Raw genomic sequence first — 298 nt, forward strand, 5'->3', positions numbered from 1 at the left:
ACTGCATTGTCGTCAAAGTCCGTCAGAATGGCAGCGTGATTAACAAAGCGGTGTTCCTGGCGCCAGGTATCAACACCGAAGGCCAGAAAGAATTACTGGGTATGTGGCTGGCCGAAAATGAAGGCGCAAAGTTCTGGCTGAGTGTGCTGACAGAGCTTAAAAATCGCGGTCTTCAGGACATTCTGATTGCCTGCGTGGACGGTCTGAAGGGCTTCCCGGATGCGATAAACAGCGTCTATCCGCAGACTCACATCCAGCTGTGCATCATCCATATGGTGCGTAACAGCCTGAAATACGT

The 298-nt window shown here is 51.3% G+C and carries 1 protein-coding gene; it reads left to right on the forward strand.

The features are described from left to right. A partial coding sequence (locus tag A7090_RS23115) for a transposase (RefSeq protein WP_198599613.1) occupies nt 1-298 on the forward strand: 298 nt, incomplete at both ends.

It is taken from the genome of Escherichia sp. MOD1-EC7003, from assembly GCF_002965065.1.
Lineage (GTDB): Bacteria > Pseudomonadota > Gammaproteobacteria > Enterobacterales > Enterobacteriaceae > Escherichia.